At 62.5% G+C, this 23,790-nt stretch carries 30 protein-coding genes, 2 tRNA genes and 2 pseudogenes; 16 read left to right on the top strand and 18 right to left on the bottom strand.

Annotation, left to right across the window (positions count from 1 at the left end; genetic code table 11):
• The 3 genes from RMO95_RS22795 to RMO95_RS23170 all read left to right on the top strand — a co-directional run.
• A partial coding sequence (locus tag RMO95_RS22795) for a hypothetical protein (protein WP_310452992.1) occupies positions 1-191 on the top strand: 191 nt, incomplete at its 5' end.
• Positions 192-375: 184 nt separating this feature from the next.
• Complete coding sequence (locus RMO95_RS22800) at positions 376-1,368, top strand: NAD-dependent epimerase/dehydratase family protein (RefSeq protein ID WP_310452993.1); 993 nt, start codon at positions 376-378, stop codon at positions 1,366-1,368.
• Positions 1,369-1,484: 116 nt separating this feature from the next.
• A complete protein-coding gene (locus RMO95_RS23170) occupies positions 1,485-1,808 on the top strand; it encodes an H-NS family nucleoid-associated regulatory protein (protein ID WP_409574983.1) in 324 nt (107 codons plus the stop codon).
• Here RMO95_RS23170 and RMO95_RS22805 read toward each other — a convergent pair.
• Complete coding sequence (locus RMO95_RS22805) at positions 1,696-3,222, bottom strand: O-antigen ligase family protein (RefSeq protein WP_310452994.1); 1,527 nt, start codon at positions 3,220-3,222, stop codon at positions 1,696-1,698. The two genes, RMO95_RS23170 and RMO95_RS22805, sit on opposite strands and share 113 nt — an antisense overlap.
• Positions 3,223-3,466: 244 nt before the next feature.
• Between RMO95_RS22805 and cysC the strand changes: the two genes are divergently transcribed.
• Positions 3,467-4,084: an adenylyl-sulfate kinase gene (gene cysC / locus RMO95_RS22810; protein WP_310452995.1), complete on the top strand. Its 618-nt coding sequence runs from the start codon at positions 3,467-3,469 to the stop codon at positions 4,082-4,084.
• Positions 4,085-4,151: 67 nt separating this feature from the next.
• On the opposite strand, the gene rfbC is transcribed toward cysC, so the two are convergent.
• From rfbC to rfbB, 3 genes are read right to left on the bottom strand one after another with little or no spacing between them, the layout of a single operon-like run.
• On the bottom strand, positions 4,152-4,694 hold the full coding sequence (gene rfbC / locus RMO95_RS22815) for a dTDP-4-dehydrorhamnose 3,5-epimerase (RefSeq protein WP_310452996.1): 543 nt from the start codon (positions 4,692-4,694) through the stop codon (positions 4,152-4,154).
• Complete coding sequence (gene rfbA / locus RMO95_RS22820; protein WP_310452997.1) at positions 4,691-5,602, bottom strand: glucose-1-phosphate thymidylyltransferase RfbA; 912 nt, start codon at positions 5,600-5,602, stop codon at positions 4,691-4,693. The genes rfbC and rfbA overlap by 4 nt, the downstream gene beginning before the upstream one ends.
• Positions 5,599-6,666 carry a dTDP-glucose 4,6-dehydratase gene (gene rfbB / locus RMO95_RS22825; protein ID WP_310452998.1) on the bottom strand — a complete coding sequence of 356 codons (1,068 nt, stop codon included), beginning with the start codon at positions 6,664-6,666 and terminating at the stop codon, positions 5,599-5,601. The genes rfbA and rfbB overlap by 4 nt, the downstream gene beginning before the upstream one ends.
• Positions 6,667-6,759: 93 nt before the next feature.
• Here rfbB and RMO95_RS22830 point away from each other — a divergent pair.
• The 7 genes and pseudogenes from RMO95_RS22830 to RMO95_RS22860 all read left to right on the top strand — a co-directional run.
• Positions 6,760-7,114: pseudogene (locus tag RMO95_RS22830) on the top strand (UDP-glucose 4-epimerase); the annotation flags it as partial.
• A gap of 88 nt (positions 7,115-7,202) precedes the next feature.
• Entirely contained in the window at positions 7,203-7,490 is a 288-nt protein-coding gene (locus RMO95_RS22835; protein ID WP_310452999.1) for a type II toxin-antitoxin system HigB family toxin, read from the top strand.
• Positions 7,487-7,900 (top strand): type II toxin-antitoxin system HigA family antitoxin, encoded by a 414-nt coding sequence (locus RMO95_RS22840; protein ID WP_310453000.1) that lies wholly within the window; start codon positions 7,487-7,489, stop codon positions 7,898-7,900. Before RMO95_RS22835 ends, RMO95_RS22840 begins: the two co-directional genes overlap by 4 nt.
• Before the next feature lie 83 nt (positions 7,901-7,983).
• Positions 7,984-8,196, top strand: coding sequence for a hypothetical protein (locus tag RMO95_RS22845; RefSeq protein ID WP_310453001.1), 213 nt, complete (start codon positions 7,984-7,986; stop codon positions 8,194-8,196).
• A gap of 337 nt (positions 8,197-8,533) precedes the next feature.
• Positions 8,534-8,770, top strand: coding sequence for a ribbon-helix-helix domain-containing protein (locus RMO95_RS22850; RefSeq protein ID WP_310453002.1), 237 nt, complete (start codon positions 8,534-8,536; stop codon positions 8,768-8,770).
• Positions 8,760-9,047 carry a type II toxin-antitoxin system RelE/ParE family toxin gene (locus RMO95_RS22855; protein ID WP_310453003.1) on the top strand — a complete coding sequence of 96 codons (288 nt, stop codon included), beginning with the start codon at positions 8,760-8,762 and terminating at the stop codon, positions 9,045-9,047. Before RMO95_RS22850 ends, RMO95_RS22855 begins: the two co-directional genes overlap by 11 nt.
• Positions 9,026-9,313: pseudogene (locus tag RMO95_RS22860) on the top strand (NAD-dependent epimerase/dehydratase family protein); the annotation flags it as partial. The gene RMO95_RS22855 and the pseudogene RMO95_RS22860, both read left to right, overlap by 22 nt.
• 44 nt (positions 9,314-9,357) lie before the next feature.
• Here RMO95_RS22860 and RMO95_RS22865 read toward each other — a convergent pair.
• Together RMO95_RS22865 and RMO95_RS22870 are read right to left on the bottom strand one after the other, a co-directional pair.
• Positions 9,358-9,723 (bottom strand): YajD family HNH nuclease, encoded by a 366-nt coding sequence (locus RMO95_RS22865; RefSeq protein WP_310453005.1) that lies wholly within the window; start codon positions 9,721-9,723, stop codon positions 9,358-9,360.
• Between the two features lie 5 nt (positions 9,724-9,728).
• Positions 9,729-9,959 (bottom strand): hypothetical protein, encoded by a 231-nt coding sequence (locus RMO95_RS22870; protein ID WP_310453006.1) that lies wholly within the window; start codon positions 9,957-9,959, stop codon positions 9,729-9,731.
• Positions 9,960-10,060: 101 nt separating this feature from the next.
• On the opposite strand from RMO95_RS22870, the gene RMO95_RS22875 reads away from it, so the two are divergent.
• From RMO95_RS22875 to RMO95_RS22895, 5 genes are all read left to right on the top strand, one after another.
• A tRNA-Arg gene (locus RMO95_RS22875) sits at positions 10,061-10,137 on the top strand.
• 211 nt (positions 10,138-10,348) lie between these two features.
• Positions 10,349-10,639, top strand: a complete 291-nt coding sequence (locus tag RMO95_RS22880; protein WP_310453007.1) for a nucleotidyltransferase family protein — start codon at positions 10,349-10,351, stop codon at positions 10,637-10,639.
• Positions 10,636-11,031 carry a DUF86 domain-containing protein gene (locus RMO95_RS22885; protein ID WP_310453008.1) on the top strand — a complete coding sequence of 132 codons (396 nt, stop codon included), beginning with the start codon at positions 10,636-10,638 and terminating at the stop codon, positions 11,029-11,031. Before RMO95_RS22880 ends, RMO95_RS22885 begins: the two co-directional genes overlap by 4 nt.
• 100 nt (positions 11,032-11,131) lie before the next feature.
• Positions 11,132-11,593 carry a MaoC family dehydratase gene (locus RMO95_RS22890; protein WP_310453009.1) on the top strand — a complete coding sequence of 154 codons (462 nt, stop codon included), beginning with the start codon at positions 11,132-11,134 and terminating at the stop codon, positions 11,591-11,593.
• Between the two features lie 124 nt (positions 11,594-11,717).
• Positions 11,718-12,308 carry a histidine phosphatase family protein gene (locus RMO95_RS22895; RefSeq protein WP_310453010.1) on the top strand — a complete coding sequence of 197 codons (591 nt, stop codon included), beginning with the start codon at positions 11,718-11,720 and terminating at the stop codon, positions 12,306-12,308.
• A gap of 51 nt (positions 12,309-12,359) precedes the next feature.
• Here the strand turns inward: RMO95_RS22895 and RMO95_RS22900 are convergent.
• From RMO95_RS22900 to RMO95_RS22955, 12 genes are all read right to left on the bottom strand, one after another.
• Positions 12,360-12,450: transfer RNA gene (locus RMO95_RS22900), tRNA-Ser, on the bottom strand.
• Between the two features lie 160 nt (positions 12,451-12,610).
• A complete protein-coding gene (nadC, locus tag RMO95_RS22905) occupies positions 12,611-13,459 on the bottom strand; it encodes a carboxylating nicotinate-nucleotide diphosphorylase (RefSeq protein ID WP_310453011.1) in 849 nt (282 codons plus the stop codon).
• 243 nt (positions 13,460-13,702) lie between these two features.
• A complete protein-coding gene (locus RMO95_RS22910) occupies positions 13,703-14,149 on the bottom strand; it encodes an REP-associated tyrosine transposase (RefSeq protein ID WP_310453012.1) in 447 nt (148 codons plus the stop codon).
• Between the two features lie 277 nt (positions 14,150-14,426).
• Positions 14,427-16,079 carry an FMN-binding glutamate synthase family protein gene (locus RMO95_RS22915; RefSeq protein ID WP_310453013.1) on the bottom strand — a complete coding sequence of 551 codons (1,653 nt, stop codon included), beginning with the start codon at positions 16,077-16,079 and terminating at the stop codon, positions 14,427-14,429.
• Positions 16,080-16,121: 42 nt separating this feature from the next.
• Positions 16,122-17,000 (bottom strand): DMT family transporter, encoded by an 879-nt coding sequence (locus RMO95_RS22920; RefSeq protein ID WP_310453014.1) that lies wholly within the window; start codon positions 16,998-17,000, stop codon positions 16,122-16,124.
• Positions 16,993-18,405: an NAD(P)H-hydrate dehydratase gene (locus RMO95_RS22925; protein WP_310453015.1), complete on the bottom strand. Its 1,413-nt coding sequence runs from the start codon at positions 18,403-18,405 to the stop codon at positions 16,993-16,995. The genes RMO95_RS22920 and RMO95_RS22925 overlap by 8 nt, the downstream gene beginning before the upstream one ends.
• Positions 18,398-19,174: a 5-oxoprolinase subunit PxpA gene (locus RMO95_RS22930; RefSeq protein ID WP_310453016.1), complete on the bottom strand. Its 777-nt coding sequence runs from the start codon at positions 19,172-19,174 to the stop codon at positions 18,398-18,400. The genes RMO95_RS22925 and RMO95_RS22930 overlap by 8 nt, the downstream gene beginning before the upstream one ends.
• A complete protein-coding gene (locus RMO95_RS22935; protein WP_310453017.1) occupies positions 19,161-20,168 on the bottom strand; it encodes a biotin-dependent carboxyltransferase family protein in 1,008 nt (335 codons plus the stop codon). Before RMO95_RS22935 ends, RMO95_RS22930 begins: the two co-directional genes overlap by 14 nt.
• Positions 20,165-20,887: a 5-oxoprolinase subunit PxpB gene (gene pxpB / locus RMO95_RS22940; RefSeq protein WP_310453018.1), complete on the bottom strand. Its 723-nt coding sequence runs from the start codon at positions 20,885-20,887 to the stop codon at positions 20,165-20,167. The genes RMO95_RS22935 and pxpB overlap by 4 nt, the downstream gene beginning before the upstream one ends.
• Positions 20,884-22,182 carry a TRAP transporter large permease subunit gene (locus RMO95_RS22945; RefSeq protein ID WP_310453019.1) on the bottom strand — a complete coding sequence of 433 codons (1,299 nt, stop codon included), beginning with the start codon at positions 22,180-22,182 and terminating at the stop codon, positions 20,884-20,886. Before RMO95_RS22945 ends, pxpB begins: the two co-directional genes overlap by 4 nt.
• A 3-nt stretch (positions 22,183-22,185) precedes the next feature.
• Positions 22,186-22,707 (bottom strand): TRAP transporter small permease, encoded by a 522-nt coding sequence (locus tag RMO95_RS22950; RefSeq protein WP_310453020.1) that lies wholly within the window; start codon positions 22,705-22,707, stop codon positions 22,186-22,188.
• A gap of 2 nt (positions 22,708-22,709) precedes the next feature.
• On the bottom strand, positions 22,710-23,678 hold the full coding sequence (locus RMO95_RS22955; RefSeq protein ID WP_310453021.1) for a TRAP transporter substrate-binding protein: 969 nt from the start codon (positions 23,676-23,678) through the stop codon (positions 22,710-22,712).
• Between the last annotated feature and the right edge of the window lie 112 nt (positions 23,679-23,790).

A 23,790-nucleotide genomic window follows, 5' to 3' on the forward strand; every position in this document is an offset into this window, starting at 1 on the left:
CCATATTCAACCGTTGGCCGCATGACCGAGGCGACAACTACCTTGACGCGCGCCGTATCTCGATGTACTCAATTTCCTCTCTCTTGAGGATGATCATCGTGTTGATTTTCCGGCGTATAACGAAAAACGAGTTTATCGATGGGCTCTTTTCAATAGGGCAATTACTGCCGTCAGCGATTTTGTTGGATTGACCAATAGATTCCGCAGACCATTAAAATTATTGTCGGACGTCATCCGCCCTATTAACTATGCTCGACCACCTAGTTCTTCGTTACGCCCAGAGTTTCGGCAGGAGTTAATTGATGTTTTTCGTGAAGACATATCTGTACTAAGTCAATTGTTGAATAGGGACTTGTCGAGTTGGACGCGATAGCTATGAATGTAGATATTGTTGGTGGTAGCGGGTTTATCGGTACGCGCTTGTCCCGTCGGTTAAGTCAAGCGGAAACCATTCGCTTCTCAATAATTGATAAGGCGCCAAGCGCGTTATTCCCGGAACGAGTCAAAATTGCAGATGTTAGGTCCATAGATTCGCTACGTGCGACTGTTACCGCGGATTCTGTGGTCGTCCACTTGGCGGCTGAACATCGAGATGATGTTCGGCCGCTTAGTCTGTATGACGAAGTTAACGTGCAAGGCGCCAAGAATTTGTGCGTCGTTGCTCGTGAAAAGGGTGTCAAGACGATTGTCTTTACAAGCACGGTCGCAGTCTATGGATTTGCGCCAATAGGAACGGATGAATCCGGCATGATTGCTCCGTTCAACGACTACGGCCGGACGAAGTATGAAGCGGAACTTGCCTTCAAAGCTTGGCAAGCAGAAGCACCATCCATTCGTACCTTGGTCATTGTTCGACCCACGGTGGTGTTTGGGGAACAGAACCGCGGCAACGTGTTCAACCTACTCAGACAGATAGCCTCGGGTCGCTTTGTGATGGTCGGTGACGGCAAGAATCGAAAGTCAATGGCCTACGTCGAGAATATTGCAGCGTTTCTTGAATTTGCAATTACCTTGAAGCCTGGAGTACATATTTATAACTACATAGATAAACCGGACTTCACTATGAATAACTTGGTAGGAACCGTGAACCGCATGCTGGGAAAGTCAGCTGCGATTGGGTTTCGTTTACCTTTTGTAGTGGGGTTCATGATTGGAAAGGTTTTTGACCTAGCCGCAGCGATTACCGGTAGGCGGTTTGCCATTAGTTCAATTCGTGTGAAGAAGTTCTGCGCCAACTCTGTGTACAACACGGCGTTGGAGACGTCAGGGTTCTTACCCCCGGTGTCGTTGAGCGATGCGCTCGAAAGAACTGTGCGGCATGAATTTATAGAATCGCACGATCATGAAGGAGTCTTTTATACGGAGTGACTGGCGCTCATAACAGCGTTGAGTCGCGTATGGGTTGTTCGAAGCTATACCGACTATTAGATCTACTCTAACTGCGGATGGAATCGTCCGACAGTTTGACTTACGGAGACATGCAAATGGCAACTTACCAGGAATTGAAGGCGCAGGCAGAAGATTTGTTGCGCCAAGCAGAAGCGGCACGAAAGACGGAACTGGCAGTCGCTGTTGCTGAGATCAAGGCGAAGATGGCGGAACACGGCATTACTTTGGCGGATCTGGGAGGAACTGCGAAGCAGACGTCATCCCGTGCCACGGCGCCGATCAAGTACCGTAATCCGGCCACTGGTGCTACGTGGTCGGGCCGTGGCCGATTACCGCGCTGGTTCGCAGATGAACTGGCGCGGGGGCGAAAGCGGGAGGAGTTTTTGATTCGCGATCCGAATGTTCACGGCGCTTTCTGAGGTCGCGCGAGCCACCACCCCGAAGAGCCGCTGCCACCCAGGCAAGTGCCAGAATGACGGTCATGGTAAGCGCGTTGGCCGGTATTTGCATGTTGAAATCCATGGTGCTATGGATCGTCAGCCAGCAAATGGCCAGCATGACGCCAAAGGCCGTGCCGCGCATCAGGGAGTCATTGCGACGGCGCAGGGCCAACAGGGCTTGCACCGCCGCCAGTAGAACAATCAGAATGCAAAGTGCAAGGCCGATGACGCCGGTTTCCGTTAAGAGTTGCAGGTAGTCGTTGTGTGCGTGGTCGAAAAAGCCGACAACGCTGCGATTTTGGTATGTCGGGAACGTAACGTAGAAAGTCCCCCCTCCCGATCCGGTGAATAAGTAGTCCTGTGCATACTTCAACGCTAGCCGGTCGACTTCGTCCCGATTTTCGGTAGGCAGCAGATTGTCGACTTTGCTTGTTACCTCAGTTTCCTGGATACGCTTAGCAACTTGATCGACCCCGAACCAGGTGCCCACGACAAAAATATCGACTGCGACGATGCTCACTAGGAAAAACATCGTCGAACGTGGTGCATTGCGCATCAGCATCAGGCCGATTGCGCCGACGATCAATGTGCTGGCGAAAAACGCGGCGTTGCCACCGCGTGAACGCGTCAACACTAGGCCGATGACCATCACGATCAGATAGACGCGCAGGCGCGTTTTTTCGCCAAGCAGCAAGCTGGCAATGGATCGTATCCGCTGCCGCCAGGTGTGGATGGCCTCACCCCCAAGCTTCGAGATCATCAGCCCGATGCCAACCGCCAGGCATAGATTGAGATATCCGGCCAGATGGTTGCGATTAACGTATGTTCCGGTGACGAGACCGGTAGCGAATTTCTTGATCACGAAGCCGTATTCGAGGCCGGACAGTACCATGATGCTGCCATAAAACGCTTGCAGGGTGCCAGAAACTACCAGTGTCTTGAGTAGTAACTCAAGCCGCTGACGCGTATCCACTACCAATAACGTGAGGCAAAACATGCACTCATAGGCCACGGTCTTAAACCAGAAATCGCGTGTTGCGTGGGGATCAACGCTGAGCGTAAGCGTGGTGCCAATCGAATGCCCTAGAACGCCTGCCGCAGTGGCGTGGGCTTCATAAGCGCGAGGAGACAGGGTCTGGACCCACTCGGCGGGCAGCGCGACGAATTGAAGTCCGATATAGAGCAGCCAGAGCGCGCCTACACCCAATGCCCAATGCGCACGTCGAAATGCATCGGTAACGACAAAGCGTCCTCTCAGATGCCCGACCAGCCATGCAATCGCCAGCAGACTGGATCCAGCCACCAATATTGCCCACGCCCAGGTACGATTGCTGCCCAGAGGTAAGGGCGCCCATGCTATCAGCCCAAGCAGGCCGTAAAAAATTGAATTCATGAACGGGGTAGTGGCGAATCTCGATACTTCTTGGATTGGTCAGCGCAGGAAGCGAACCCTAGGCTATTTGGTATTTGCTCGCGCGGATAAAATAATAGCGGTGCCAATACGATCATCCGATAGTCACGGTGGTAATACCCCGAAGCGCCGGTTGCTCCAATTGGATTCGAAGGGGTGTTCTCCAGCGCCAGGAAATGTCGCCAGGCAAGTTGGAAGCTGATTGTAGATGTAATTTGGAGATGACATGGTCAAAAGCAGCAACACCGTCTGGCACCACGCGACAGTGACACGCGCTCGACGTGCGCAGATGAACGGCCACCGTTCGGCAGTGCTGTGGTTTACCGGTCTTTCCGGCGCAGGAAAGTCGACATTGGCGCATGCAGTGGAGGAGTCTTTGCATCAGCAAAGGTGCCACACATTCGTGCTGGATGGTGACAATGTGCGTCATGGCTTGTGCTCAGATCTAGGGTTTTCTGCGGAGGACCGGGGCGAGAATATTCGCCGGGTTGGTGAGGCGGCGAAATTGTTGGTCGAGTCGGGGGCCGTTGTGATGACGGCGTTCATTTCCCCTTTTCGTCTCGATCGTGATCGAGCGCGTGGCTTGTTTCCTCATGGAGATTTCATCGAGATTTGGTGTAATGCTCCGATGGAGGTTTGCGAAAAACGTGACGTGAAAGGGCTCTATCGCCGCGCCCGCACCGGCGAGGTAAAGGAATTTACGAGAATATCTTCGCCCTATGAATCACCGCTTAGCCCCGAGTTGGAGGTCGACACGGGTAGCTTGCCGCTTGAAGTTTGTGTTGGTCAGGTACTCGACATGCTTAGACTGCGAGGCGTGATCACTGAAATGGCAAACGAATAGCAGCCAACCATTTTTCGACTGGTGGCGGTTGAAAAAGTCGGTGTTGGCAGCGCTCGTTATCCGATTCTCATGCGAAGGTTTCGGCCTGGGCCAGCGGCGTGCCGGTCACGTCCTTGGCCGCCAGGAGCGGCTCTGCCGTCAGCGGCCAGGGAATCGCCAGTTGCGGGTCGTTCCAGAGCAGCGTGCGGTCGTGCGCCGGACTCCAGTAGTCGGTGGTCTTGTAGAGGAACTCGGCGGACTCCGAGGTGACGCAGAAGCCGTGGGCGAAGCCCGGGGGTATCCAGGCCATGCGGCGGTCAGAGGCGGACAGCGTAAAGCCTACCCACTGGCCGAACGTGGGTGAAGACCGGCGCAGATCGACCGCCACGTCGTAGACGGCGCCGGCGGTGACGCGTACCAGTTTGCCCTGGGCGTGTTCGATCTGGTAATGCAGGCCGCGCAGGACATTCCGCTGCGACTTGGAGTGATTGTCCTGGACAAAGTCGGCCTCTATGCCGAGTTCGGCGAAGGTCCGCTTGTTCCAGCTCTCGTAGAAGTAGCCGCGGTCGTCACCGAATACATTCGGCTCCAGCAACAGCACATCGGGGATCGCCGTTGGAATCGCTTTCATCCTCGTACCTCGTTTGCTAACAGGTTCTGCAGATACTGGCCGTACTGGCTCTTGGCCAGCGGCTCGGCCAGCTTCGCCAGTTGTGCGTCGTCTATCCATTTCTGGCGCCAGGCCACTTCCTCGGGGCAGGCCACCTTGAGGCCCTGGCGCTTTTCGATGACCTCGATGAACTGGCCGGCTTCGAGCAGCGACTCGTGGGTGCCGGTGTCGAGCCAGGCCATGCCGCGGCCCATGATCTCGACCTTGAGCTGGCCTTGTTCGAGATAGATGCGATTGAGGTCGGTGATCTCCAGTTCGCCGCGCGCCGAGGGCTTTAGGCTGGCGGCGATGTCGCAGACCTGCTTGTCGTAGAAGTACAGCCCGGTCACGGCATAGCGCGACTTCGGCGCTTTCGGCTTTTCCTCGATGCTGATCGCGCGTCCCGTTGCGTCGAACTCGACCACGCCGTAGCGTTCGGGGTCGCTCACGGCGTAGGCGAACACCGTGGCGCCAGCACCAACTGTTGACTCAGACCCGGCGGCATGCTGCAGCTGGGCGCCGAAATCATGGCCGTAGAACAGGTTGTCGCCCAGCACCAGCGCCGACGGATGGTCGCCGACGAAATCGCGGCCGATGATGAAGGCCTGCGCCAGCCCGTCCGGGCTGGGCTGCACCGCGTACTTGATGCTGATACCCCACTGCGAGCCGTCGCCCAGCAGTTGCTCGAAACGCGGCGTGTCGAGCGGGGTCGAGATCAGCAGGATCTCGCGGATGCCGGCCAGCATCAGCGTGGTCAGCGGGTAGTAGATCATCGGCTTGTCGTAGATCGGCAAGAGCTGCTTGGACACGGCCAAGGTCACCGGATGCAGCCGGGTGCCCGAGCCGCCGGCGAGGATGATGCCGCGGGTAGTCTGGGGCAGGCGGCTCATGTGCGGTCTCCGTAGTTGCGATCCATCCACTGCCGGTATTCGCCGGAGACGACATGGGCGACCCAGGCCGGATTGTCCAGATACCACTGCACGGTCTTCCTCATGCCGGTCTCGAAGCTTTCCTGCGGCGTCCAGTCCAGTTCGCGCTGGATCTTGCCGGCGTCGATGGCGTAGCGCTTGTCGTGGCCGGGACGGTCGGCCACCGAGATCTTCTGTGCGCGGTAGCTGCGCCCGTCGGATCGCGGCTTGAGTTCGTCGAGCAGGGCGCACAGCGTATCGACCACGTCCAGATTGGTCTTCTCGTTGTGGCCGCCGATGTTGTAGGTCTCGCCCGGGAGGCCGCGCTCGAACACCAGGCGCAGCGCGCGGGCGTGGTCATCGACATAGAGCCAGTCGCGCACGTTGTCGCCCTTGCCGTAGATCGGCAGCGGCTTGTCCGACACCGCGTTGTGGATCATCAGCGGGATCAGCTTTTCCGGGAACTGGCAGGGGCCGTAGTTGTTCGAGCAGTTGGTGATCACCGTCGGCAGGCCGTAGGTGTGATGCCAGGCGCGCACCAGATGGTCGGAGGCGGCCTTGGACGCCGAATAGGGCGAGTTCGGCTGGTAGGGGCTGGTTTCGACGAAGAGGCCGGTCGCGCCCAGCGAGCCGAAGACCTCGTCGGTCGACACGTGATGGAAGCGGAAGCCGGCCTTGGCCTCAGGTTCGAGCAAGGACCAGTAGGCGCGTGCCGCTTCGAGCAGGGTATAGGTGCCGCTGATATTGGTTTCGATGAAGTCGCCGGGACCGTGGATCGAGCGGTCGACATGCGATTCGGCGGCCAGATGAATTACGCCTGCCGGTTGATGATCGATGAACAGCGTGTCCAGCGCGGCCCGGTCGCAGATGTCGGTACGGCTGAACACGTGACGCGCGGGATCGGAGAGGCCGGCCAGGGATTCGAGGTTGCCGGCATAGGTCAGCTTGTCGATATTGACGATGCGCCAGTCGCTCCCGGCGATCAGCAGGCGTATCAGGGCCGAGCCGATAAAGCCGGCGCCGCCGGTAATGAAGAGGGTTTTCATAACGGTTCCGAAGTATCACGAGAGCATGCGGCTATCGATAACTGCACGGCATTCTATGCGATCACAACGGATATGCGGAAGATCAGTCGTAACGATTACCCGACGCCGGAGGGTACCGGCGTGCGCGACTACATTCATGTGATGGACTTGGCAGAAGGCCATATTGCGGCGCTTGAATACCTGAATCGGTCCGGTGGTCTGCTGACGGTGAATCTGGGCACCGGTCGCGGCTATTCGGTGCTCGAAATGGCCAGGGCCTTCGAGCAAGCCAGCGGCAGAGCTATTCCGTTCGAAATCGCGCCGTGCCGGAGATATTGCCCAGTGCTGGGCCGATCCAGGCCTCGCCCACCAGTTGCTCGGCTGGAAAGCGGGGAGGAATTTGGAGCAGATGTGCACGGACGCGTGGCGCTGGCAGCAGTCGTGCGAAAAGCAGGCGTTGGGGCAGTGAGCCGCCGTGTTGCCAGCGCCAACTCTTTGTAGTCGGCCTTGCAAAACTCACTCGTTGCGAATATCTCAAATAGAGATATACTGATTCCGTGAAAGTTATCAGCAACAGCGCATTGCGAGTATTCGCCGCTCTACACCCTCAGGCGGACGAGCCGTTGCGGGGTTGGCGAAGAGTGATCGAGAAGAACCGGTTTGGTAATTGGGCTGAATTGAAGGCAGCGTTCAGCAAGATCGACAAAGTCGGTGATCTGGCGGTTTTCGACATTGGCGGCAACAAGTATCGGCTTATCGCTTACATCCGGTTCGAGAAGCAGATCGTTTACATCAAAGCGGTGTTAACCCATCGGGACTACGACAAAGGAGCATGGAAATCATGAACGCACACATCCAGGTCAAACACCTGCTCCCGGCGTGGGAGGCCTTTCGCAGCGCAACCAATATCGCCCCGATTCGTGATGCAGAGCACTATCAGCGGATGGTGTCCATGCTCGAGGCGCTGCTTGATGCGGCCGGCGGCAACGAAAATCATCCCGCGATGGGCTTGGTCGATATCGTCGGCGATCTGATCGAGGATTACGAAGCGGAGAATCACCCGTTGCCCGATGTTACCGGCGTCCAGGCCTTGAAATTTCTGATGGAACAACACGGACTCAAGCAAACCGATCTGAGCGAGATTGGCAGCCAAGGCGTCGTCTCGGAGATCCTTGCCGGCAAGCGGGATCTCAATGTTCGCCAAATCCGGGTACTCAGCGAGCGCTTCGGGGTATCCCCCGCGACATTCGTGTGAGGCGGCACGGGTTCTGGATTGCCGCGTCGGCTGCCGGGCGCGAGCCCGTCGTCGTAACGAAAAACGACCGGCCGGTGGGGATCATGATCTCGATCGAGGACGCTGCCGACACGCTGATCCAGGAGCTGATCCTGGAAAAGGAGCCCGGGTACGGCGAATGGCTGTTCGGCAAAGTCACCGCGACCATGCGCCGGGTGGATTCCGGCGAGACCGGCCTGCGCGAGCACGCGGACGCGATGGCTACGCTGAAGGCACGTCTGGACGCGAGGCTCGCCCGCAAGACAGTGCAGGCATGAGGATCGTCTGCACCGACGAAGCGCTCGACGATCTGCGTGAGTTGGCGGACTGAAGTCCGCCCTACGGTCCGGCCTACGTCCGCTCTACGGTTGGCCGGGGCGTGGATGGCGTTGTGGGGCCGACTTCAGTCGGCTGCAATGGTATTCGACCGCCATGGTATCCGGCCCACGTCTTGACCATCCATCCGACAAGCCTATTCAGCCGTTGGCTGCATGACCGAGGCGACAACTGCCTTGACGCGCGCTGCAAAGAGGGGCGCGACTGATGCCTGATGATCGTGCTCTGTGACTCCGTGATAGTATTAACTTGTGTACATTACAACACAAGGTGTTCTCAATGGAAACCACGACACTGACCTTGCGCGTTCCGAAAGAAATGAAGGAGCGACTCGACATGCTGGCTGATGCCACCCATCGATCCAAGTCCTACCTCGCAGGTGAAGCCCTTCGTCAATATATCGACCTTGAAGCTTGGCAGATCGGGGAGATTCAGCAGGCACTCAAGGAAGCCGATGCCAATGACTTCGCGTCTGATGCGGAAATCGATGCGGTGGTGAGGAAGTATGCAGGTTAGATGGCTACGTCGTGCCTTGGAGAACCTGGACGATGAGGCTGTCTACCTTGCCAAGGACAGTCCGCGCACAGCAGCCGAATTCGTTCTCCATGTGCGAGACAGCGGGGCCATGCTCGCAGATCACCCCGACATGGGGCGCCCTGGTCGCATTGCCGGAACGCGGGAACTCGTCGTAACACGGTTCTCATACATCCTGCCTTATCGCGTGCGCGGTAACGCCGTGGAGATTCTTCGCGTCTTCCATACGGCCAGAAAATGGCCAAGTCGGATGGACTAAGCTCCATCAGTGTCTGGGGTAAGGATTACCCGACGCCGGACGGTACCGGCGGGCGCGACTACATTCATGTGATGGACTTGGCAGAAGGCCATATTGCGGCGCTTGAATACCTGAATCGGTCCGGTGGTCTGCTGACGGTGAATCTGGGTACGGGTCGCGGCTATTCGGTGCTCGAAATGGCCAAGGCCTTCGAGCAAGCCAGCGGCCGAGCAATTCCTTTCGAGATCGCACCGTACCGCGCCGGAGATATTGCCCATTGCTGGGCGACTTCAGCGTGGATGGCGGACTGAAGTCCGCCCTACGGCCCGCCCTACGTGCCCTTGTTGCCCAGCATTGCTTTGAGGTTGGCGAAGGGTGAATGCGTGGCCGCCGTGGCGCCAGCGCCAACTCCTGAACTTCCCGCCGCTTCGAGTTGCCGCTGATGTTCGTTGTCGTGGCAGTAGAGGCACAGCAACTCCCAGTTGCTGCCGTCGGACGGATTGTTCTGGTGGTTGTGGTCGCGGTGGTGTACCGTCAGTTCGCGCAGGTTGGCGCGCGTGAATTCGCGGGCGCAGCGGCCGCAGATCCAGGGGTAGATTTTCAGGGCCTGCTCGCGGTAGCCCAGGTCGCGCGCGTCGGCGGCGCGGCGGGCATCGGCGACGATGCGGTCGAGCTTGTCTGACGTGGGGCCGGCCATGCGGACTACTTTTCCTGCAGGAGGTTGTTCATCCGCTGCGCGCGGCTCTTGGATTCGGCCTTGTTGATCTCGGAAACCAGCCGGCCATAAGCCTCGCGCGCGGCCGCGCCTTGCTGGGTGGCTTCGATGCTGCGGATGCAGCGCCAGCGTTTGCCGGTCTTGGTGACGATCAGTCGCATTTCGTTGCGTGGGTGATGCGTGCGGCAGTGGTAGCAGTAGGTTGGTTCGTTAGCCATGGCGATGAGCTTGGATCAGGCGGTGACAACCGTAATTATGCCCCCCCGGACGCAGTTTGTTCCGTCCTGCGCTAAACTCGCCCCGCACGGTTGAAGTGCTGCCGCCCGTAGCTCATCTGGATAGAGCACCGGCCTTCTAAGCCGGGGGTAACAGGTTCGAGTCCTGTCGGGCGGGCCAATGAATCACGTTGTCAACATTGGTTCGCGAAAACGCGGTGTAAGGGGCCGCATTGTTTTCGGGTATCGGATTTCAGGGATTGATTTTTTGGTTTGCAGGAAACCGGTCACACGGATGCGAAACGGAGGAGACCGAGTTGCGCGATTGACGTAACCCGGTTGGTCATGTACCTTGAAATCGCGTTCAGTGATTGATTTCGTCCCAGATTGCCTTGAAGCCATCCTTACTCCTCGCCTCTCATCGTGAAGCCATCCGCCGGGTGGTGGAGGCTCATCGTGCCCGCAATCCACGCGTCTTCGGCTCGGTGGCCCATGGCGACGACACCGAGAATAGCGATTTGGACCTGCTAATCGATCCCACCCCGGAAACAACCCTGCTGGACATCGGCGCAATCCGGCATGAGTTGCTGCAACTGCTTGGCGTGCCGGTGGATGTGCTGACACCCAAGGCTCTGCCGGATAAGTTCCGTGACTCCGTGCTCGCCGAGGCGGTGCCGGTGTGACTCGCAACCGGCAGCGGGTGACCGACTACCTTGGGCACATCCGGGAAGCCATCGAGCGCATTGACCGCTACGTCGCGGACATCGACGAGGTGGTATTTCTCCAGAACGAAATGGCCCAAGACGCCGTGATCCGGAACTTTGAGATCATTGGTGAGGCCAGCCACAACATTGAGCAAGACCATCCCGGGTTTGCGGTCGAGCACCCAGAATTACCCTTAGCGTTCGCTTACCAGATGCGCAATGCCGTCGCTCACGGTTACTTCAAGGTCGACCTGGAAATCGTCTGGAAGACCATCCACAATGACCTTCCGGGGCTGTACGAACAGATCAGGAAGGTTCTCGAAGATATGGAGCGGGGCGGCAACTGCGGCGATACCAAGCCGACGAGCTGATCCGGCCAGTACTGAGCCTCCCTCGAAAATTCGTGTTCCAGAAGGTGGGGATTGGATTGCGCTCCCTCTGCGATAATCCACCCCTCAGCACGGGGGGCTCATGAAATCAACACGTTTTGCTGGCATCGACGATGCCAGGTCCAGAGTAGGGCAGGAGATCGGGGTCAGCGACTGGCTGTTGATCGATCAGCAGCGCGTCAATGCCTTTGCCAGCGTCACCGGCGACGAGCAGTGGATTCATGTCGACGTCGAGCGCGCGAAACGCGAATCGCCGTTTGGCGGGCCGATCGCGCATGGCTATCTGACGGTATCGCTGCTGGCCAAGTTCGCCGGGGAGTGCATCGCGGTCGAGGGCATCAAACTGGCAGTGAACTATGGCCTCAATCGCGTGCGCTTTGCGGCGCCGGTGAAGGTGGGCAGCCGCGTGCGTGCACGCTTCGTGTTGGCCGAACTGGAAGAGATACCCGGCGGCGCGCAAATCGTCTGGAAGGCGACGATCGAAATCGAGGGTGGCGAAAAACCGGCCTGCGTGGCGGAGATGGTGACCCGCTGGTATTTCTAGTGCAGTGCTTGCGAAATGGCCGCGCCCTTGTCGGGCGGCCCGTTGTAGGGCGGACTTCAGTCCGCCATCCACCCCGGCCGGCTGAAGCCGGCCCTACAGGGGTTACAACACCTGGGCGGTCGCCATGAGCCCACCCACCTACATCTGCGTCGCGCGCCATGGCGAAACCGACTGGAACATCGCCGGCATCCTGCAGGGCTGGACCGACGTGCCGATCAACGACCAGGGGCGCCGTCAGGCCTACGAGCTGGTCGGCGGTTTCTCCCACGCGGGGTTTGCCAAGGTCTATTCAAGTCCCCTGATCCGTTCGCGTGAGACCGCGGAGATCATTGCGCGCTCGCTGCGGCTGGAGCCACCGACCTGTCACGACGGCTTGATGGAAAGGAATTTCGGGGCCATCCAGGGCATCCCCAAGTCGGAACTGGCCGACCTGAATCCGGTGCTGCTGCAGCAAATCCTCAAGCGAAACCCGGCGACCGATTTCGAGCAGGGCGAATCCATGGATGATTTCGCCGATCGCGTGCTCGATGCGATCGCGAGCATTGCGCGGCCGAATGTCGGCACACGCATCCTGGCGATCACGCACGGCTGGGTCATGGACGTGATCACGCGGCACATCGCCGGGCTGCCGCGCACGGCGATTCTCAACATGAAGCGCAGGAACGGCGAGTGCGTCTGGCTGGAGGTTCGTGGGGAATCGATACGTCCGCTGTGAGCCGGGCCGTAAACGCAAAACGCGCCGAAAGGCGCGTCGTGTCTGGCTTCATGGCGGAGAGGGAGGGATTCGAACCCTCGTTAGGATATTATCCTAAACACGCTTTCCAGGCGTGCGACTTAAACCGCTCATCCACCTCTCCGCTGGTGCTGCTGTTCGTAGGGCCGGTATTGTAGGGCCGGCTTCAGTCGGCCAACGGTGGATGGCGGACTGAAGTCCGCCCTACATCCGCCCTACAAGTTCGCCCTACAAATCCGCCCTACAAATCCGCCCTGATTGAGCAGGGCGCGAATTCTAGCAGATCAGCCCTCGCTGTGCCGCAGCGAGAGGTCTATGGCGCGGACGTTCTTGGTCAGGCCGCCGATCGAAATGCGGTCGACGCCGGTTTCGGCGATGGCGCGCACGGTTTCCAGGCTGACGCCGCCCGAGGCTTCGAGTGCGGCGCGCCCGGCGGTGAGGCCGACGGCCTGGCGCATCTGTGCCAGATCCATGTTGTCGAGCAGGACCATTTTCGCGTCGGCGTCGAGCGCTTCGGCGAGTTGTTCGATGGTTTCGACCTCGATCTGGACGAAGACCTCATTGCGGCTGATGGCCCTTGCCTGTTGCAGCGCGGCGGTCACGCCGCCGGCGGCCATGATGTGGTTTTCCTTGATCAGGATGCCGTCGTAGAGGCCCAGGCGATGATTGTGGCCGCCGCCGCAGGTGACGGCATATTTCTGCGCCAGACGCAGGCCGGGTAGGGTCTTGCGCGTATCGACGATGCGTGCGCCGGTGCCGGCAATCGCATCGACGTAGTAACGGGTGGCGGTGGCGGTGGCGGAAAGCAGTTGCAGGAAATTCAGGGCGGCACGCTCGGCGGTGAGCAGGGCGCGGGTGTTGGCTTCGATTTCGCACAGCGTCTGGCCGGCGGCGATGGTTTCGCCGTCGCGCGCATGCCAGCGGATCGCCGCCAGCGGGTCGAGGCGGCGGAAGCAGGCGTCGAACCATGCCGCGCCGGCCAGCACCGCATCCTCGCGACTGATCACGGTGCCGTGCGAACGCGTGGTGGCCGAAGTCAGCATGGCAGTCAGGTCGCCGCCGCCGATATCTTCGACCAGGGCGGCAAGCACATTGCGCTGCACTTCGGCGGCGAGCTGAAGGGGGAGTTCCATGAGGTTCGTTGCCCGGTTGTGAGTGCCGCGGATTTTAGCACCGGCGGTTCGGCTTACCCCGCGGCGGGCGTAGGACGGACGTGGGGGGGGGATGTAGGGCGGATGTAGGGCGGACCGTAGGGCGGACTTCAGTCCGCCAACGTTAACCGGCCGACTGAAGTCGGCCCTACAGAGCCATCCACCCCCGGCCGACTGAAGTCGGCCCTACAGAGCCATCCACGCCGATCCGCCCGCAATTCCTGTCTATATCCACATTGCATCCCAGTGCGGGTAATCCCCGGCGCGCTGGACGAGGCCTGCGCGCAGCGGGTTCGCGACGAGATAGTGCGCGACTTCCTGCACATCCTCTTCGGCGCGAAGGGCGTGATCGTGGTAACTGCGCTGCCAGATTTGCCGGTGCTCTCCACGCCGCCTGATTTCTCTCGCCGAACGCCCTTTGAAGCCTTGCATGACACTGGCCAACGCGAATCCCTCGCCGAGCTGGAACAACCAATGCAAATGGTCCGGCATGAGTACCCAGGCCATGGAAACAACTGAGCCTCGATCATGCGTCCGCCGCAATTCGGCAATCGCGCAGCGTGCCGTGGCGAAGTCGGCGAACAAGGGCTGTCGGTCGGCGGCTACGGCTGTGATCAGATAGAACTGTCCGGGAAGCGAACAGCGCCCCTTGCGAAGATTGTCATAGGACATGACAGGAGTGTAGCGCGGGATGGGCCTCGGGAACGGATTGTAGGGCGGACGTAGGGCGGATGTAGGGCGGATTGTAGGGCGGGCTTCAGCCCGCCATCCACCGCTTGGCCGACTAAAGTCGGCCCTACAGCGTCTCCCACATTCGGCCGACTGAAGTCGGCCCTACGGCGCCACCCACCGCTGGCGTTTTGTAGGGCCGACTTCAGTCGGCCAGATTACGTTGGCGGACTGAAGTCCGCCCTACATCGGCCCTACAGGTTTCGCGATCGTGCCGCGATCAATGTATTTTTGCTCCGCGCTGGCTGAGCGTGGTCGATGGGGCGGCGAAGCTATCGGCGCTGGAGACGTCCCAGAACACCTTGAATACCGGATGGTCGGGGACTCCGGCCAGCAGCTCGCCGGGCCTTGCCCAGTGGTGCAGCGCCGCCAGGGAGCGTACCTCGGTGGCCGAGACGCGGCGGATTACGTGCTCGGGGCCAAGCTCGCCGGGGTGGCTGAGCCCTGCGGCGCCGAGCATTTCCTTGAGGGCGAGCAGCGTGTTGTGATGGAACTGGAACACGCGGTCCGACTTGTCCGGCACGTCGAGCGCGCGCATGCGTTTAGCATCTTGGGTGGTGACGCCGGTCGGGCACTTGCCGGTGTGGCAGGTCTGGGCCTGCAGGCAGCCCAGCGCGAACATGAAGCCGCGCGCGGAATTGCACCAGTCGGCGCCCATGGCCATGGTGCGCGCGATGTCGAAGGCGGTGACGATCTTGCCCGAGGAGCCGAGGCAGATCCGGCTGCGCAGGTTCACGCCGACCAGGGTGTTGTGCACCAGCATCAGGCCCTCGCGCAGCGGCGCGCCGACGTGGTCGGTGAACTCCAGCGGCGCGGCGCCGGTGCCGCCTTCGCCGCCGTCGACGACGATGAAATCGGGGGTGATGCCGGTGGCGAGCATGGCCTTGACGATGGCGAACCATTCCCAGGGATGGCCGATGGCCAGCTTGAAGCCGACCGGCTTGCCGCCGGACAGCTCGCGCAGCCGGGCAATGAAGGCGATCAGTTCGCGCGGCGTCGAAAATGACGAATGCCTGGCCGGGGAGATGCAGTCGACACCGATCGGCACGCCGCGCGCCTCGGCGATTTCGCGCGTCACCTTGGCGCCGGGCAGGACGCCGCCGTGGCCGGGCTTGGCACCCTGCGAGAGCTTGATCTCGATCAGCTTGACCTGGTCGAGGCGTGCGTTCTCGGCAAATTTGTTTTCGTCGAAATTCCCGCTGGCATCGCGGCAGCCGAAGTAGCCGCTGCCGATCTCCCAGGCCAGATCGCCGCCGTGCTGGCGGTGATGGCGCGAGATGGATCCCTCGCCGGTATCGTGGAAGAAACCGCCGCGCTTCGCGCCCTGGTTCAGGGCCAGGATCGCGTTGGCGGACAGGGCGCCGAAGCTCATCGCCGAGATGTTGAACACGCTGGCGGAATAGGGCCGGGCGCAGTCCGGTCCGCCGATCTTGATGCGAAAGTCATGGCTGGCGATGTGCACCGGCGCGATCGAGTGGTTGATCCATTCGTAATGCGGCTCATAGACATTGAGCTGGGTGCCGAAGGGCCGCTTGTCGACGGCCTGCTTGGAGCGCTGGTAGATGACCGAACGCTGGGCACGGGAGAAGGGCAGTTCCTCGGAATCGGCTTCGAGGAAATACTGGCGGATCTCCGGCCGGATGTATTCGAAGAAGAAACGGAAATGGGCGAGCAGCGGGTAATTGCGGCGGATCGCTTGCTTGACTTGGAGGAAATCCACCAGACCGACAAGGGTCAGCGCGCCGCACACCAGCGCCGGCCACAGCCACAGCGGAGAGAGCGGCAGCAGCGCGAGGCAGCCGGCGCAGAGGATTGCAGCAATGCTCCAGGCCCAGTAGCGCTTCGGAACGATGTTTTCGAGAACGTGCAACATGGGCGCCCTCCCGCAATTTGTACGCTGCCGGACTACTTTACCTCATGCTTGACGTTTGAAGCGTTCCACCAGCGCGATCGATATGCTGCTGGCGGCGATCACGACGATGCCGGCCACCGACAACAGATCGGGCAGGTGGCGGTAGAACAGCCAGCCCAGCAGCATGGCCCAGATCAGTTGGGCGTAAAGGAAGGGCGACAGGAAGGAGGCGGCGGCGTAACGGAACGCGCGGGTCAGCATCAGGTGCCCGGTGCCGCCGTAGATGCCCAGTGAAGCGATCAGCGCCGCGTCGGTCCAGTCCGGCATCGGCCCGCCCCAGTATAGCGGGGCCGCCAGCGTCATCGATACGGTGCCGACCAGGGCCGTGTAGAACAGCATGGTGACGGTGTTCTCGGTCGGCGAAAGCTGCCGCGTCTGGATCTGGTAGATCGCATAGCAGGCGGCGGCCAGCGACATCCAGACGATGCCGGGCAGGTTTAGCGCGCCGCCGGGGCGGGCGATCAGCAGGGCGCCGCAAAAGCCGGCGATGACGGCGATCCAGTGCGCGCCGGAGATCGATTCCTTGAGCAGCCAGTGCGACAGGATCACCACCACCAGCGGCGTGACGAAGAGGAAGGCCGTGCTTTCGGCCAGCGGCATCATGGAGAAGCCCATCATCGAAAAGCCGGTGGTGCCGACCAGCATCAGCGCCCGCGCGATCTGTGCCATGGGGCGCGCGGTGGCGATCAGCTGCAGGCGCATCGAGGGCGCGAGGAAGATCAGCATCATCAGGCAGTGGAAGGTGTAGCGGCCCCAGACCATCATCGGGATCGGGTAGGTCTGCGACAGATGCTTGGAGGTGGCGTCGAGCGCGGCGAAGCACAGCGTCGCGCCGAGCATCAGCAGCACGGCGAAGCCGACCTTGCGGTGGGCTTCAGACATTCGTTGCGATGAGGCGATTGAGCAGTGTGCGTGCGGCCGGGATCAGCTCGCCGGCGGCGATGCCGATCGGGCCGTCGCCGGCGGCGGTCAGCGCCTCGGCCGCGGCGCCATGCAGATGCACGGCTGCGGACAGGGCGGCGTCTGCCGGCCAGCCTTGCGCCAGCAGCGCGCCGACGAAGCCCGAGAGCACGTCGCCGGTGCCGCCCGAGGCGAGGCCCGGGTTGCCGCGGGTGTTGATGCGCCAGCGCCCGTCGGGATGTGCGATGACCGTGCCGCAACCCTTGAGCGCGACGTCGGCCTTGAAGCGCTGCGCCAATGCCAGCGCGGCGGCGACGCGGTCGGCCTGCACGGCCTCGGTGCTGCTTGCGAGCAGGCGTGCGGCTTCGGCCGGATGCGGCGTGATCAGCGTGGCGGCTTCGCGGCGAGCGATGCCGGCGGCAAGTACCGGATGGGCGGCGAGCAGGTTCAGCGCGTCGGCATCGAGCAGCAGTGGAAAGTTGGCGCTGGCGACACGGCGAAGTATTGCTAGCGCCGCATCGGAGGTGCCGAGGCCGGGACCGACCACGACCGCCGTGGCTTGGGCCAGGGCGTTCTCCGGCGAGCGCAGCATCAGTTCGGGTTGCACGGGATCGACCGCCAGCGCCTGCAGCAGGCCGACAAAGACGCGGCCGGCGCCGAGCTGCAATCCGGCGCGTGATGCCAGCAGCGCGGCGCCGCTCATGCCGGCCGCGCCGCCGATCACGGCCAGCGAACCGTAGCTGCCCTTGTGGCTGTTGCGCGGACGCGGCTTGAGGCCGACGCGGAAATCGTCGATCGAAAGCAGGGCGCCGGGCAAGCCGTCGAGCCTGAGGCCAAGATTGACCACGCTGACTTCGCCGCAATGGTCGGGACCGTCGAGCGTGTAGAGGCCGGGCTTGCCGCCGATGAAGCTCAGGGTATGCGTGGCGCGCACCGCGATGCCCAGCACGCGCCCGGTGTCGCCGTCGAGGCCGCCGGGAATGTCCAGCGCCAGCACCGGGCCGGCGTAGGCATTGATGCGCGCGACGAGTTCGGCCCAGGCGCCTTCGATCGGCCGCGCCAGGCCGATGCCGAACAGGCCATCGACCACCAGGCCGTACTTGCCGGCCGGGATGGTGTCGCCGGTGCCGGCGACGAGCACTGCAATGCCGCGTTGCTGCAACACCCGAGCCATGACGTGTGCATCGCCGCCGTTGTTGCCGGGGCCGGCCAGGATCAGCACCGGGGCGCGGCTGCCCTTGAGCAGGCGTTGGGCGAACTCGGCCGCGGCATGGCCGGCGCGTTCCATCAGCGGCGGCACGACGCCGGCGTAGCGGGTTTCGAGTTCGCGCAGTTCGGTGCTGCGCAGCAGGGCGGTGGACATGACGCGATTGTAACCGTCAGGCATGTGACGCAAGCGCCGGCAATGACACGATATCGTAGCCGGCCGTCGCCAGCCCCTGGCGCAGATGCCGCGCTACCTCGACGGCATCGGGGCTGTCGCCGTGCACGCAGATGCTGCCGATCGGCGTCGGAATGCGCGTGCCGTCGACGGCGATCAGGGCGCCGGCGTCGAGCATGGCTTGCACGTGGGCGAGGCAGGCTTGCGGGCCGTGGATCATGGCGTCGGCACGCGAGCGCGGCACCAACTGGCCGTCGGGCAGGTAGGCGCGGTCGGCGAAGATTTCCTCGACCACCGCGAGGCCGGCGGCGCGTCCCGCGGCGACCAGTTGCGAGGCCGCCGGCGCCAGCAGGATCAGGCTGCGATCGATGGCACGCACCGCGCGGCAAATGGTATCGGCCACGCCGCGATCGACGCAGGCGAGATTGTTCAGCGCGCCGTGCGGCTTGACGTGGGTCACGCGCGCCGCTTCGAGCGCGGCGATGGCGGCCAACGCGCCGACCTGGGCGGCGATCTGGTTTTCGAGTTCGCTCGGCGACAAGGCCATGGCGCGGCGGCCGAAGCCCTGCAGGTCGGGATAGCTGGGGTGGGCGCCGATCGAAACGCCGCGCTGCTGCGCCAGACGCAGCGTGCGGCGCATCACATCGGGGTCGCCGGCATGGCCGCCGCAGGCGATGTTGGCCGAGGCGACGATCGCCAGCATGGCGGCGTCATCACCCATGTGCCAGGGGCCGTAGCCTTCGCCGAGGTCGGCATTGAGGTTAATGCTGGGCATCGATGACTCCGTCGATCAGGTTGGCGGCGTAGAGCGCGTCGAGGTCGAATCCGGCGCGCTCCGGCACCATGCTTGCGATGCATTCTGCCAGTATCGCCGCGGCTTCGCGGCGGGCGGCGAGCGCCTGCGCCAGACTGACTTCGACGAAGCGTAGGGTTTGGCCGGGCAGGGCGTGGCCGAGACGCGGCAGGTCGGCCGCGATTACGGTGGCGATTTTCGGATAGCCGCCGACGGTCTGGCAATCGGCCAGCAGCACGATGGGGCGGCCGTCGCCGGGCACCTGGATGGCGCCGGGGGTGACTGCGTCGGAAATGATGTCGCTGCCGCGTGCGTGGCTCAGGCGCGGACCGTCGAGGCGCAGGCCCATGCGGTCGGCCTCGCGGCTGACGCTGAATTCGGCATCGAGCAAAGTCGCCCAGGCGGCATCGGTGAAGTAGTCGCGCTGAGGACCGGCGATGACGCGCAGGGGGCCGTCGGTCTGGCGCGGTGATCGCGGCAGGCGCAGCAGAATCGGCGGGGCGCCAACGCCAACTTTCAAACAGTCGCCGGCCTTGATGGCACGGCCTTCGATGCCGCCGAATCCGGCGCGGGCATAGGTGGAGCGGCTGCCGAGCACGGCCGGCAGATCGAAACCGCCCCGCACCGCGAGGTAGCCGATGCCGCTCTTGAGAAACCCGGTGTCGAGGATTTCGTTTTCCGCCAACGCCAGGCTGCGCCAGTTGCCGGCGGCACGCGACTGGCCGGCGGCATCCTCGATGCGCGCCGAGAACTCGCCGGCCAGGGCGAGCGTGACTGGTTGGGTCGCACGCAGCCGCGGGCCGCGCAGGCGGATTTCGAGCGCGACGGTGGCCGACGGATTGCCGACCAGCGCGTTGGCGATGGCCAGCCATCCGCCATCCAGCGCACCCGACAGCGGCACGCCGAGATGCCGGTAGCCGGGTCGGCCGCCGTCCTGAAAGCTGGCCGGCAGCGGGGCGTCGAGGATTTCGATCATTGCGCCTGCCACGCTGCGGGTTCGATTTCGCGCGCCGCGACGGCGGCGGCGAGGCGCTCGAATTCCGCGCGGGCTATCGGCCTGAAACGCACCGCATCGCCGGGTGCCAGCAGCGCCGGACGGGCGGTGTCGGCGACGTCGAACAGGCGCACCGGCGTGCGCCCCAGCAGATGCCAGCCGCCGGGGCTTTGCCAGGGGTAGATGGCGGCCTGCGCGCCGGCGATGGCCAGGCTGTTGGCCGGCACCGCGGCACGCGGCGTGGTCAGGCGCGACAGGCGCAGCCAGTCGGGCAGCTCGCCGAGATAGGGAAAGCCGGGCAGGAAGCCGATCAGGAAAACGCGCAGCTCGGTCGCGCACAGCGCCTCGATGATCTGCGATTCGCTGCGCCCGGTGGCCTGTGCGACGCTGGCGAGATCCGGCCCATGCTCGTCACCGAAAACCACCGGGATCAGCCACCGTGTCGCCAGCGCCAACTCTTGCGCTTTTGCTTGCGCGCATTCCAGTAGGTGACGGGTGAGAAGTTCGCGATCCAGTTGCAGCGGATCGAAATGCACCGTCAGCGAGCGCCAGGCCGGTACCACGTCGCTGATACCTTCGAGCTTCATGGCCGCCAGCGCATTGCGTGCCGCGATGACCTGGGCATTCGTCGCCGGATCGATGTGCTCGCCGAATTCGAGCGTCAGCGCGCCGTCGCCGAGCGCAAGCAGGCGCGGTTTCATCCCACCATGCGCTGCGGCAGCCAGGTGATGATGCCCGGGAAGGCGTAGAGCAGACCGACCGCCGCGACCATCAGGAAGAAGGCCGGCAGCGCGGTGCGGGCGATCCACGGCAGCTGCTTGCCGGTCATGCCCTGGATGACGAACAGGTTGAAGCCGACCGGCGGCGTGATCTGCGCCATTTCGACCACGACCACGAGGAATACGCCGAACCAGATCAGGTCGATGCCGGCGGCGACGATGGTCGGCTGGATCACGGCGATGGTCAGCACCACCATCGAAATGCCGTCGAGAAAGCAGCCGAGGATGATGAAGAAAATCATCAGGCCGAAGAGCAGGCCGAACTGGCCGAGCCCGAGGCTGGCGATCCATTCCGCGAGATGGCGCGGCAGGCCCATGTAGCCCATCGACAGCGTGAGGAAGGCGCTGCCGGCGAGGATCAGGGCGATCATGCAATACAGCCGCGTGGCGCCGAACAGGCTTTCGCGGAAGGTGTTCCAGGACAGCGCACCTTGCGCGGCGGCCAGCACCAGGCTGCCGACTACGCCCAGCGCCGCAGCTTCGGTGGCCGTGGCGACGCCGGTATAGATCGAACCCAGCACCAGCGTGATCAACAGCACCACCGGGATCAGGTGGCGCGAGGCGTAGAGCTTCTGGCCGAAGCTGGTCTGTTCGGTGGCGGGCGGCACGGCGTCGGGATTCAACAGCGCCCAGACCACGATCCAGCCCATGAACAGCGTGGCCAGCAGGATGCCGGGAAACACGCCGGCGATGAACAGCTTGGCGATCGACACTTCGGCCGCGACGCCATACACGATCATGATGATCGAGGGCGGGATCAGCAGGCCCAGCGTTCCTGCGCCGGCCAGGGTGCCGATGGTGATGGCCTCCGGATAGCCGCGTTTCTTGAGTTCGGGCAGGGTGATCTTGCCGATCGTGGCGCAGGTGGCGGCCGACGAGCCGGACACCGCGGCAAATATCGTGCAGCCGATTACATTGACATGGAGCAGGCGCCCCGGCAGCTTTTCCAGCCAGGGCGCGAGGCCTTTGAACATGTCGGACGAGAGCCGGGTGCGGAACAGGATCTCGCCCATCCAGAGGAACATCGGCAGCGCGGTCAGGGTCCAGGACGAGGAGGCGCCCCAGATGGTGACCGCCATCGCATCGCCGCCGGCCCGCGTGGTAAACATTTCCATGCCCAGCCAGCCGACGCCGAGCAGGGCCAGGCCGATCCAGATGCCGCTGCCGAGCAGGGCGAACAGGGCCAGGATCAGGCCGAAGGTAATTGCCATGTCCATGGTCTACTCGCTCCTGACGGGTTCGCCGTCGACTGCGCGGTGGCGCGGCCTTTGGCCGCGCAGCACGGCCAGCAATTCGTCGGCCAGCGCGATGGCGAAGATCATGCTGCCCACGGCCATGCCCAGTTGCGGAATCCATAAGGGCGTGGCGTCGGTGCCCTGCGAGATATCGTTGAACTGGAAGGATTGCCAGGCCAGGCGCGTTGCGAACCACGCCAGCAGCACGGCGCAGAGCAGTCCGGCGGCGTGGCTCCAGAGTTCCAGCGCATGCCGCGTGCGCGGCCCGGTGTGATCGAGGATCAGCGTGACGCGGATGTGCTCGCCGCGCTTCAAGGTATGCGCCAGGGCCAGAAAGGCCGCAGCGGCCATGCAATAGCCGGCATAGGCGTCGGTACCGCGGACGTGGAAGTCCAACAGGCGCCCCGTCACCGAGAGCAGGATCATGGCCAGGGTGCCGATCATGAACAGCGCCGCCACCCAGGCGGCGGCGCCGTAAAGCCGGTCGAGCGCGCGTCGGATCGACACGCCTACTTCTTGTAGGCGTCGAGGATGGCCTGGCCTTCAGCGCCGGCGGTCTTCTGCCATTCGCCGATCATGGTGTCGCCGACTTTCTTGAGATCGGCTTTCAGGGCGGCGGACGGCGCGGCGACGTTCATGCCGTTCTTGGTCAATTGCTCGACATAGAACTTGGTCTTCTCCTCGCTGGTCTTCCAGCCGCGCGTTTCGGCGTCGGCGGCGGCCTTCAGTACGGCGGCCTGGGTTGGCTTGTCGAGCGCGTCGAAGGCCTTCTGCGAAACCAGCACGGCATTCTTCGGCAGCCAGGCCTGGGTGTCGTAGAAGTATTTCACCTGTTCCCATACCTTGCTGTCGTAGCCGGTCGCGCCCGAGGTCATGAAGGCGGCGACGGCGCCGGTGGCCAGTGCCTGCGAGAGTTCGGCGGCCTGGATGGTGACCGGCTGGGCGCCGACCAGTTCGGCGATGCGCGAAGTCTGCGGGCTGTAGGCACGCCACTTGACGCCCTTCAGGTCGCCGCCGGCGTTGATCGGCTTGGCGGCGAAAATCCCTTGCGGCGGCCACGGCACCGAGAACAGCATTTTCAGGCCCTGCTTGGCCAGCAGCGCTTCGAGCGCGGGCTTCTGCGCGACCGCGAGTTTTTTCGCTTCGGCGTAGGAGGTCGCCAGGAAGGGCACGTTGTCGGTGCCGAACAGCGGATTCTCGTTGGCGTAGCCGCCGAGCAGGATTTCGCCGATCTGCGCCTGGCCGCCCTGCACCGCGCGCTTGATTTCGTTGGCCTTGTACAGCGAACCGCCGGCATGCACGGTGATCTTGAGCTTGCCGGCCGTGGCCTTGTCCACGTCGGCGGCGAACTGGCTGATGTTTTCGGTGTGGAAGTTGGCGGCCGGATACGGGGTGGGCATGTCCCACTTGGTCTGGGCCGAGACGGCCAGTGCGGTAAAACCGAGTGCGGCGACGAGCGTACGAAGGCAGGTTTTCATCGGCGGATTCCTCATAAAGGTGGCGGGGATGATGACATCAAGCGGACATCACGTTAACATTACATTTACAAAACGTCAATAAAATGTTTCAATGTTTTCACGGAACACAACC

The organism is Sulfuritalea sp. (genome assembly GCF_031426875.1).
In the GTDB taxonomy this organism is placed as follows: domain Bacteria; phylum Pseudomonadota; class Gammaproteobacteria; order Burkholderiales; family Rhodocyclaceae; genus Sulfuritalea.

Bases quoted from the DNA above. Each gene is read 5' to 3' on its own strand.
- rfbA (WP_310452997.1), bottom strand. From the start codon at position 5,602: ATGAGCCGCCTGCCCCAGACTACCCGCGGCATCATCCTCGCCGGCGGC.
- RMO95_RS23170 (WP_409574983.1), top strand. From the start codon at position 1,485: ATGGCAACTTACCAGGAATTGAAGGCGCAGGCAGAAGATTTGTTGCGC.
- RMO95_RS22855 (WP_310453003.1), top strand. From the start codon at position 8,760: ATGCAGGTTAGATGGCTACGTCGTGCCTTGGAGAACCTGGACGATGAG.
- RMO95_RS22845 (WP_310453001.1), top strand. From the start codon at position 7,984: ATGATCTCGATCGAGGACGCTGCCGACACGCTGATCCAGGAGCTGATC.
- RMO95_RS22920 (WP_310453014.1), bottom strand. From the start codon at position 17,000: ATGTCTGAAGCCCACCGCAAGGTCGGCTTCGCCGTGCTGCTGATGCTC.
- rfbB (WP_310452998.1), bottom strand. From the start codon at position 6,666: ATGAAAACCCTCTTCATTACCGGCGGCGCCGGCTTTATCGGCTCGGCC.
- RMO95_RS22870 (WP_310453006.1), bottom strand. From the start codon at position 9,959: ATGGCTAACGAACCAACCTACTGCTACCACTGCCGCACGCATCACCCA.
- RMO95_RS22955 (WP_310453021.1), bottom strand. From the start codon at position 23,678: ATGAAAACCTGCCTTCGTACGCTCGTCGCCGCACTCGGTTTTACCGCA.
- RMO95_RS22890 (WP_310453009.1), top strand. From the start codon at position 11,132: ATGAAATCAACACGTTTTGCTGGCATCGACGATGCCAGGTCCAGAGTA.
- RMO95_RS22895 (WP_310453010.1), top strand. From the start codon at position 11,718: ATGAGCCCACCCACCTACATCTGCGTCGCGCGCCATGGCGAAACCGAC.
- RMO95_RS22935 (WP_310453017.1), bottom strand. From the start codon at position 20,168: ATGATCGAAATCCTCGACGCCCCGCTGCCGGCCAGCTTTCAGGACGGC.
- nadC (WP_310453011.1), bottom strand. From the start codon at position 13,459: ATGGAACTCCCCCTTCAGCTCGCCGCCGAAGTGCAGCGCAATGTGCTT.
- pxpB (WP_310453018.1), bottom strand. From the start codon at position 20,887: ATGAAACCGCGCCTGCTTGCGCTCGGCGACGGCGCGCTGACGCTCGAA.
- RMO95_RS22805 (WP_310452994.1), bottom strand. From the start codon at position 3,222: ATGAATTCAATTTTTTACGGCCTGCTTGGGCTGATAGCATGGGCGCCC.
- RMO95_RS22800 (WP_310452993.1), top strand. From the start codon at position 376: ATGAATGTAGATATTGTTGGTGGTAGCGGGTTTATCGGTACGCGCTTG.
- RMO95_RS22910 (WP_310453012.1), bottom strand. From the start codon at position 14,149: ATGTCCTATGACAATCTTCGCAAGGGGCGCTGTTCGCTTCCCGGACAG.
- RMO95_RS22925 (WP_310453015.1), bottom strand. From the start codon at position 18,405: ATGCCTGACGGTTACAATCGCGTCATGTCCACCGCCCTGCTGCGCAGC.
- RMO95_RS22945 (WP_310453019.1), bottom strand. From the start codon at position 22,182: ATGGACATGGCAATTACCTTCGGCCTGATCCTGGCCCTGTTCGCCCTG.
- RMO95_RS22915 (WP_310453013.1), bottom strand. From the start codon at position 16,079: ATGTTGCACGTTCTCGAAAACATCGTTCCGAAGCGCTACTGGGCCTGG.
- cysC (WP_310452995.1), top strand. From the start codon at position 3,467: ATGGTCAAAAGCAGCAACACCGTCTGGCACCACGCGACAGTGACACGC.
- RMO95_RS22930 (WP_310453016.1), bottom strand. From the start codon at position 19,174: ATGCCCAGCATTAACCTCAATGCCGACCTCGGCGAAGGCTACGGCCCC.
- RMO95_RS22865 (WP_310453005.1), bottom strand. From the start codon at position 9,723: ATGGCCGGCCCCACGTCAGACAAGCTCGACCGCATCGTCGCCGATGCC.
- RMO95_RS22840 (WP_310453000.1), top strand. From the start codon at position 7,487: ATGAACGCACACATCCAGGTCAAACACCTGCTCCCGGCGTGGGAGGCC.
- rfbC (WP_310452996.1), bottom strand. From the start codon at position 4,694: ATGAAAGCGATTCCAACGGCGATCCCCGATGTGCTGTTGCTGGAGCCG.
- RMO95_RS22850 (WP_310453002.1), top strand. From the start codon at position 8,534: ATGGAAACCACGACACTGACCTTGCGCGTTCCGAAAGAAATGAAGGAG.